Annotated in this window: 9 protein-coding genes; 5 read left to right on the top strand and 4 right to left on the bottom strand. The window is 66.3% G+C overall.

Translation table 11 applies throughout. The annotated features are described in order from the left end of the window. Together ACYVHT_RS20355 and ACYVHT_RS20350 are read left to right on the top strand one after the other, a co-directional pair. Positions 1 to 197 (top strand): hypothetical protein (locus ACYVHT_RS20355; protein WP_460556474.1); only part of this gene is annotated, 197 nt, incomplete at its 5' end. Positions 198 to 295: 98 nt separating this feature from the next. Then, positions 296 to 715: a hypothetical protein gene (locus ACYVHT_RS20350; protein ID WP_460556471.1), complete on the top strand. Its 420-nt coding sequence runs from the start codon at positions 296 to 298 to the stop codon at positions 713 to 715. Between the two features lie 136 nt (positions 716 to 851). On the opposite strand, the gene ACYVHT_RS20345 is transcribed toward ACYVHT_RS20350, so the two are convergent. After that, positions 852 to 2579 (bottom strand): M14 family metallopeptidase, encoded by a 1728-nt coding sequence (locus tag ACYVHT_RS20345; RefSeq protein WP_460556468.1) that lies wholly within the window; start codon positions 2577 to 2579, stop codon positions 852 to 854. Between the two features lie 177 nt (positions 2580 to 2756). Between ACYVHT_RS20345 and surE the strand changes: the two genes are divergently transcribed. Next, the gene (gene surE / locus ACYVHT_RS20340; protein WP_460556465.1) at positions 2757 to 3614 is read left to right on the top strand and encodes a 5'/3'-nucleotidase SurE; all 858 of its coding nucleotides are present in this window, start codon (positions 2757 to 2759) and stop codon (positions 3612 to 3614) included. 85 nt (positions 3615 to 3699) lie between these two features. Here surE and ACYVHT_RS20335 read toward each other — a convergent pair whose 3' ends face one another. The 3 genes from ACYVHT_RS20335 to ACYVHT_RS20325 form a co-directional block, all read right to left on the bottom strand. Further along, positions 3700 to 3945 carry a hypothetical protein gene (locus ACYVHT_RS20335; RefSeq protein ID WP_460556463.1) on the bottom strand — a complete coding sequence of 82 codons (246 nt, stop codon included), beginning with the start codon at positions 3943 to 3945 and terminating at the stop codon, positions 3700 to 3702. A gap of 36 nt (positions 3946 to 3981) precedes the next feature. Next, entirely contained in the window at positions 3982 to 5361 is a 1380-nt protein-coding gene (locus ACYVHT_RS20330) for a sensor histidine kinase (RefSeq protein WP_460556460.1), read from the bottom strand. Between the two features lie 108 nt (positions 5362 to 5469). After that, entirely contained in the window at positions 5470 to 6150 is a 681-nt protein-coding gene (locus ACYVHT_RS20325; protein WP_460556457.1) for a response regulator transcription factor, read from the bottom strand. 230 nt (positions 6151 to 6380) lie between these two features. Here ACYVHT_RS20325 and ACYVHT_RS20320 point away from each other — a divergent pair, with 230 nt between their 5' ends. Then, positions 6381 to 6983: a phosphoglycerate mutase family protein gene (locus ACYVHT_RS20320; RefSeq protein ID WP_460556454.1), complete on the top strand. Its 603-nt coding sequence runs from the start codon at positions 6381 to 6383 to the stop codon at positions 6981 to 6983. A gap of 109 nt (positions 6984 to 7092) precedes the next feature. Further along, a complete protein-coding gene (locus tag ACYVHT_RS20315; protein ID WP_460556451.1) occupies positions 7093 to 8538 on the top strand; it encodes a zinc-binding metallopeptidase family protein in 1446 nt (481 codons plus the stop codon).

Raw genomic sequence — 8538 nt, 5'->3', positions numbered from 1 at the left:
CGGCCGGGGAGGCCCCCGCCACGCCCGTGGCCGTGTGCCTGCGCTACGCCCAAACCGCGCTGGCGCTGGTGCCGCAGGCCCTGCCGCCCGAGGACCTGGCCCGCTGGCAGCTGGCCGAGGTGCGGGCCGCCGCCCTGGAAGCCGAAGCGGCGGCCCTGGCTGCCCTTTTGGCCGTGGGAACGGCCGTCCCAAAATAGGGCGCGGCGGTCCCAACAAAGGACGAAAAAAGCGCGGCCGTTGGGGCGGCTGCGTTCTAATTTGGCGGCTCACTTAACCCCCATTTTCAAGTACCCCTATGGCCGCAACCCTCACCTTGCTCACTACCCGCGCCGAGTGCGACGAAGCCCTGGAAAACCTCACCATCGAGCGCGAATCGTACGAGCACCGCTCCGGCAACATCGACTACGCCGACACCGTGGCCAGCCGCGCCGCCACCACCACGGCCGCCCGCCTGGCCAAAGCCACCGACGACGTGGCCCGCTACACCGCCGATGCCGCCCGCGCCGGCATCACGCCCGTCGAGAAGCGCCGCGCCCAGGCCGCCCTCATCACCGCCACCGCCACGCGCGACCGCCTGGCCCTGGCCACCACCACCCAAACCGGCTCCGAAGCCTACCTGTCGGAAGTCGATGCCGACCAGATAGAAGGACAGGTGGCCGTGCTCACCGCCCGCATCAACGAAGTGACGGCCCACCGCGCCACCCTGCCGGCGTAAGCTGGCCGCGTGCGAATGAAAAAGGCTGGCCCGGATGGGTCAGCCTTTTTTGTAGCGCGAACTTTTAGTGCGCGTCCCCATGCTATTCGGAGGCGTTCGGGTTTTCCGCTGGTGGGGCGCGGACTAAAAGTCCGCGCTACAGCTTGCCCTCGCCCAGCCAGCGTGCCACCGGGTAGCGGTTGTGGCCGGGCTCGTGGTAGGGGGAGCTTTGGTACACCCATTCCAGCTGGGCTTTGCCGTTCGATGCAAAAGCGGGGTTGTCCTTTTTGAGCTTTTCCAGGCGCTCGCGCAGGGCCGGGTCGCGGCGCAGCAGGTCGGCGGCCAGGTCTTCGAACACGTAGTCGGAGTAGTGCTCTTTCTGCTGCAGCACGCTGTCGAAAAAGCCCCAGGCGAAGAAGGAATCCGTGGCCTGCGGCTCCAGGGTTTCCATCAGGTAGCGCAGGGGCGCGCCCTCGCTGAGGTACACCACGAAGTCGCCCTGATGAAAAGTAGCCGTTTCCTGCCGGGTGCGCAGCTGTACCTGGCTGTGCACGTAGTGGCCCTCGAAGGGCCGGGGCGTGGTCTTGAAATCCTCGAAATAATAGACCTCCACCGGCACGCTCACGTCGTGGGCCAGCGGCTCCGGCGCGGCGCCGTTGCGGCGCAGAATGTCCAGCACCTCGCCCCAGGCTTTGGGAATGATATAGGCCGTGGGCCGGCTGGCCGTGGTGGTGGGCTGAAAGGTGTTGAAGTACTTCACCGGCCGCGTGAAGGGCTTGCTGCGGTCATAATACAGGCGCGGCTGCCCGCTGATGTCGCTGGGCTTGTGGCCGGCCTCGTAGCCGTGGAACTGCAGGGTTTCGTGCTGGCTGTCGTCGAGGGCCCAGGTGAGGGGAAAGGTCGTTTGGGTGGCCAGGTCGGCGGCGGCTTTGGCGCGGGCGGCGGCAATGGCGTCGGCCTGCCGGCCCACGGTTTCGAGCACGGTCAGCAGGAAATCATACGTCGAATGCACGCGGGGCGCGTAGGCCTTCAGCATGTGGGTTTCGGGCATGAAGCCGATGGTGTTGAACAGCGCCGCGTAGCCCGTGGAGTAGCGCGGCGACTCCAGAAACGCCTGCAGGCCGCTCTCCGGCGTTTCGCCCTCAAAGTCCACGTAGGGCGTCATGGGCCACTTCCGCTGCTCCATGCTTTTGTAGAGCGCGGGCAGCAGCTGCCCCTGCAAATACGTGCCCAGGGCCGGGGCCAGCTTGCTGTGCTGGGTGGCAATGAGCGTCATGGTGTACTGGTAGTCGGCCCCGTTGGAGGTGTGGGTTTCCACGAAAATATCGGGCTGCCACTTCTGGAACAGCTGCGCGAAGGACTCCGCATTGCGCGACTCCTGCTTGATGTAGTCGCGGTTCAAGTCCAGGTGCCGGGCGTTGCCCCGGAAGCCGTACTCGGCCGGCCCGTGCTGGTTCACGCGCGTCGTCGCGTTCCGGTTCAGCATCCCGTCGATGTTGTACACCGGCACCAGCACGATGGTGACCTTGTCGAGCAGCTTCCCCAGCGGCTTGTGCTGCATGAGGTCGCGGGCCAGCATCATGCTCGCGTCGATGCCCTCCGGCTCGCCGGGGTGAATGCCGTTCTGGATGAACAGGACGCGCCGGTTTTTGCGCCGGATGCTGGCCGGGTCGGTGTCGCCGTCGGCCGAAATCACCACTTCGTGCAGCGGGTGGCCGCTGTCGGTGGGGCCGGCTTCGGCCAGGTGCAGGTGCTGCGGGTAGGCGGCGGCCAGCTTCTGGTAGTAGGCCACGCACTCGGCGTAGGTGGCGGTGGTGTTGCCGGCCGGGTCGTTTTCGAAGGGCGTGCGCCAGGCCGGGGCCGGGGTGGGGGCGAGGGTTGTCATGAGCGAGGCGAGGAGAAGAGGGAACATAGTAGCGCGAACTTTGTAGTTCGCGTCCCGGAACGAGTCGTGGCTACGGCGCGGGGACGCGAACCGCAAAGTTCGCGCTACTTCTTTCCTCCGCCCGTCACCGCCCGGCCTACCTTTGCCCGCTCCCCACTTCACATCCCCCGCTTCCCTTTGAAAAAGCCCCTCATCCTCGTTTCCAACGACGACGGCATCACCGCCCCCGGCATCCGCCACCTGGTCGAAATCGTGCACGCCCTGGGGGCCGAAGTGGTGGTCGTCGCCCCCGACTCGCCGCAGTCGGGCATGGGCCACGCCATCACCATCGGCCACCCCATGCGCCTCACCGAAAACCCGGTTTTCGGCCCCGACGTGAAGGCTTACGAGTGCTCCGGCACCCCGGCTGACTGCGTGAAAATTGCCCGGCACTACGTCCTCAAAGACCGTACCCCCGACCTGGTGGTGTCCGGCATCAACCACGGCTCCAACGCGGCGGTAAATGTGCTGTACTCAGGCACCATGTCGGCGGCCATTGAAGCGGCCATTGAAGGCCTGCCCGCCGTGGGCTTCTCGCTCTGCGACTACGGCCACCACGCCGATTTCTCGCACGTAGCCGAGTGGGTGAGCCAGGTATGCCGCCACGCCCTGGCCCACGGCGTGCCCGCCGGCACGGCCCTCAACGTCAACATTCCCAAGAAGTCGGCCACGCCCATTGCCGGCCTGCGCCTGGGCCGGCAGGCCAATGCCCGGTGGCAGGAAGAATTCGACCGCCGCCTCGACCCCTACCAGCGGCCCTACTTCTGGCTGCGCGGCGAGTTCGTGAACCTCGACCCCGGCACCGATACCGACGAATGGGCCCTGGCCCACAACTACGTATCCATCGTGCCCTGCCAGTTCGACCTCACCTCGCTGGCGGGCCTGGCCCACCTCAGCACCCACTGGCAGCTGCCCCTGCCCGAGCCGGCCGAAGCGGCTGGCGTGCCGCCGCAGCCCATCGCCTCGGCCGACTACGGCGTGGCCGCGCCGGAGTAGGGCAGGCCGGAATCGGCTGTCATCCTGAGCGCAGCGTAGGATGACAGCCGATTCTGATTTGACGACCCAACGAAAAAAGCCCCGGCTAACCAGCCGGGGCTTGGTGTTTCCGGTCCTTCCGAAGCCAGAAGAACGACGGGCGGTGCCCCAGCACCGGGCGCACCGTTTTGGGCGGCATGGGCGCCGTGGTCGATTTACGCACCACCACCGGCGCGGCGGTTTGGTCGAGCGGCGGCACCGGGCCGCGATGCAGGGCCACTACCTCGGTGCCGACGGCGATTATCAGCACCAGCAGCAGGCTACTAAGCAAGATTTTCAGCAGGATACGCACGGGGAGTTGAATTACTCCCCGAAGCTACGCCCACCCCTATGAAGCCGGCATGAACCCTGCGGCCAATTTGGTGGCCGGCTGAAAATCGAGGATGAATGCCGTGCCCCGGCCCACCTCCGACTCGGCCCGCAGCACGGCCCCGTGGAAGCCGGCAATGGTCTGGGCGATGGGCAGGCCCAGCCCGTAGCCCTCCGGCGAGCCCGGCCCCGTGGCGTGGAAGCGCCGGAAGCGGTCGAACAGGTAGGGCAGGTTTTCGGGCGCGATGCCGGGGCCGCTGTCCTCCACCCGCAGCGTGTAGCCGCCGCTGGGCGTGGGCCGGCCCAGCACCCGGATGCTGCCGCCCTCGCGGTTGTACTTGATGGCGTTGGAAATCAGGTTGCGCAGCAGCGTGTGCAGCAGGCTGGCGTTGGCCAGGGGCCGGGTGTCGTCGCCGCTGATGTCCACGTCGAGGGCGATGTCGCGCTGCTGGCGGCGGTCCTCCAGCTCCTCGGCCACGTCGGCCACGGCATCGGAGAGGCGCACGGCTTCGTTGCGCAGGTACTGCTCGTTTTCGATGTTGGCGATGAGCAGCAGGGTGCGCACGGTGTTGCGCAGGCGGTAGAGCGTGCGCTGCGATTCCACAATCTGCTGGGCGTGCTGCTCGGGCAGGGTGGGGTCCTGCAGCATGTTCTCGAAGCGCGACTGCAGGATGCTGGCCGGCGTGAGCAGCTCGTGGCTCACGTTGCTCATAAACTCCCGCTCCTTGGCAAACGCCGACTGCACCTGCCGCATCAGCGAGTTCAACCGGTCATCGAGCCGGCGGAAGTCAGTGGTATCGGTATCAATGGGTTCGAACTGAAAATCCGACGGCTGCCGGATGCCCCGCAGCTTGCGCACCGTCAGTTCACGCAGGGGCTCCAGCAGGTAGTGCGCAAAGGCCGCATCGCTCAGCACGGTGAGCAGCGAGGCGGCCACCAGCACCCACAGCGCAAACGTGCGCAGCGTGTCCGTCAGCAGCTCCACGGTTTCGAGCGAGGAGCCGATTTCGACCCGGAAGGCCGGCCCGCCCAGTGCCCCCGGCGGCCGGGCAAAGCTCAGGATGCGGAAGTCCTCCACCTGCTGGTCTACCTGCCGGGGCTCCTCGAAAATGCGCTCGGGCGGCAGCCGGGCCCCGGCCGGCAGCGGCGTGAGCGTGATGTATTCCTGCTTGAAGATGTTGTAGTCGGCGTAGGTTTCGGCGCGCTCGCCGCGCTCGAAGGCCTGCAGGCCGTCGCGGGCAATGAGGGCCAGCACCCGGCGCTGCTTTTCGCGCAGGTGCTGGTCGGTGTGGCCCACCGCCACGCGCTGCACAATGGGCGGAATCACCAGGGCCCCCAGCAGCACCAGCAGCAGCTTGGAGAGGGCATTGAACAGGGCCAGCTTGGCTTCGAGACGCATGGTAGCAATGGGTGAATGGGTGAATGTGCGAATGGGTGAATGTGCGAAGGAAGCAACAAGGCCGCCATTCGCTCATTCACCCATTCATCCAATCACCCATTGGTGACGTTACTCCGCCGCGCGGTAGCCGATGCCGCGCACGGTTTCCAGGAAATCGGCCGAGCCGAACTGGGCCAGCTTCTTGCGCACGTTCTTGATGTGCACGTCGATGTAGTTCGAGTCGGAATCGTCTTCCAGCACGTTGCCCCACAGGTGCTCGCCGAGCTGCAGGCGGGTGAGCACCCGGCCGCGGTGCAGCAGCAGGTAGTGCAGCAGGTCGAACTCCTTTTTGGTAAGCGGCACTTCCTGGCCGCCGTGGCGCACGATGCGGGCGTTGGGGTCCATGCTGAAGCCCTGGCCGAAGGCGATTTCGGGCCGCTTCAGGTTGAACTTGCGGCGCGTGATGGCCTGCATGCGGCTGGTGAGCTCCAGCAGCGAGAAGGGCTTGGGCAGGTAGTCGTCGGCGCCCAGGTCGAGGCCCCGAATGCGGTCGTCGAGCGCGCCGCGCGCCGTGAGGATGATGAAGGACGCCTCCTGGTTTTCGTTGAGGCGGGCTTCCTTGAGCAGGTCGAGGCCGTCGCCGCCGGGCAGGCCCAGGTCGAGCAGCACGAAATCGTAGCTGCTGACGTACAGTTTTTCCGAAGCCTCGGCGTAGGTGTAGGCCGAGTCGACCAAGTATTGGGCTTGCAGCAGAAACTGACGCATTTCCTGGTGCAGGCTTTTTTCGTCTTCGATGAGCAGAACGTGCATGGCGGGGTGTGGTTGAGAGGGCGGGGGCGCTGCTGCCGGAACAGTTCCGGGCGGCTGGCGCCTACCGTGCCGCAACATACGGCACGGTCGTCTGAACGATGCATGAAGCGCTATGAATGGCAAGTTTCGGCATAAATATTCAGATGAAAAGCGGAAACCGCTGGTTTTGGCAATTCCGGCGTACTTTGGTGGTAAATCTTTCCATCAATCAAATTAATCCTTCCTTCGTCATGTTTTCTCGCTGCTTATTCTGCATTCTACTGGTCGTCGGGGCCCTGGCTTCGGCTACTGCCGCCCGCGCCCAGTCCAGGCCCGCAAGCTCAAAAACCAAAGTCAAGCCGCTCGTGACCACCATCTACATCGTACGTCACGCCGAAAAAGACACCACCGGCCATCCCACCGACCCGCCGCTGTCGGCCGTGGGGCAGGCGCGGGCCCTGGCCCTGCGCCAAACCTTGCTGCGCCGCCAGCCCGTGGCCCTCTTCACCACCGACACCAAGCGCACCCGCGCCACCCTCGCCCCGCTGGCCGAAGCCCTGAAGCTGGAGCCGCAGGTGTACGACCCCCGCCGGGGCCGCGACCTCACCGACCGCATTGCCAAAGATTACCTCGGCAAAACGGTGGTCATCGTGGGCCATTCCAACACGGTGCTCTCGCTCATCGATGATTTCGGCGCCATGCTGCCCGTCGAAGAAATCAAGGACAACGAGTACGACTACCTGTTCACCGTGCGCCTGACCGAAGGCCTGCAGCCCACCGTGGACGTGCGCGGCTACGGCGCCGAGCGCAAGCCCGAGCCCAGGGGCAAGGCGGCCGCCAGCACCCTGGAGTAGCCTGCCGAAACCGTGCCGCCATGGCCGCTCCTCGTGCCGCGCATGGCGCGGTTGGCGTACTTTCGCTTTGGCCCGGCACCATTGGCGGGCGCGTTCAGGTTGTAGCCTCATGCATTTTCCCCTTCAGAAATTTCTGGTTTGTGCCGGCGCTGTGCTGGCCCTGACCTCCTCGGCCGCGTCGGCCCAGCGCCGCAAAGCCAGGCCTAAGCCCGCCGCGCCCGCCGCTGCCAGCGTAGCGCCGGCCCCGGCGCCCGTATCCGACTCCGTGGCCCTGCGCCGCATCTTCGACGAGGCCCTGCTGCGCGGCGAGAGCTACGAAAACCTGCGCTACCTCACCGGCAACATCGGGGCGCGGCTTTCGGGCTCGCCGCAGGCGCAGCTGGCCGTGGACTGGGGCAAAGCCACGATGGAGAAGGCGAAGTTCGACCGCGTGTATCTGCAGGAGGTGATGGTGCCGCACTGGGTGCGCGGCAGCAGGGAGCGCGGCGAAATAGTGGGCAATAAGGACAAGGGCATCAAAGTACCCGTCTGCGCACTGGGCGGCTCGGTGGGCACCGGCGGCAAGCTGAAGGCCGGCGTGGTAGAGGTGCACAGCCTGGAGGAAGTGCGCAACCTGCCCGAAGCGGCCGTGAAAGGCAAGTTCGTGTTCTACAACCGGCCATTCAACGATGCGCTCATCGAGCCCGGCGCGGCCTATGGCGGCGCCGTGGACCAGCGCGCCCTCGGGGCGGCCGAAGCAGCCAAGAAAGGCGCCGTGGGCGCGCTGGTGCGCTCCATGACCAGCGCCCGCGACGACTTTCCGCACACGGGCACCATGCGCCCGGCCCCCATCCCCGGCGCGGCCCTCAGCACCAACGCGGCCGACAAGCTCAGCCAGCTCCTCAAGGCCAATGCCGACCTGCAGTTTGAACTGGAGATGGAGTGCATCGCCCTGCCCGATGAGAAAAGCTACAACGTGGTGGGCGAAATCAGGGGCAGCAAATACCCCGATGAAGTCATCACCGTGGGCGGCCACCTCGACTCCTGGGACCTCGCCCAGGGCGCCCACGACGACGGCACCGGCTGCGTGCAAAGCATTGAGGCCCTGCGCCTGCTCCGCGCCGCCGGCTTCCGGCCCGAGCGCACCATCCGGGCCGTGCTGTTCATGAACGAAGAAAACGGCACCCGGGGCGGCAACGAATACGCCCGTCTGGCCGCTGCCAACAAGGAAACTCACCTCGCCGCCATCGAGTCGGACGGCGGCGGCTTCACCCCGCGCGGCTTCACCGTGGAAGGCGACCCGGCCACCGTGGCCAAGCTGGCCAGGCTGGCCCCGCTGCTGCTGCCCTACCACGCCGCCGACGTCACGGCCGGCCACTCCGGCACCGACATCGAGCCCTTGCAGGAAGCCGTGCACCCCAAAGCCCTCATCGGCTACAAGTGCGACTCGCAGCGCTACTTCGACATTCACCACACCGCCGCCGACACCTTCGACAAAGTGAACCGCCGCGAGCTGGAGCTGGGCGGCGCCAGCATGGCCTCGCTGATTTACCTGCTGAGCAAGTACGGGTTGTAA

Source organism: Hymenobacter daeguensis (assembly GCF_054780555.1).
Note: the sequence above shows the minus strand (reverse complement) of the source record. Positions and strands in the feature narration are given on the sequence as shown.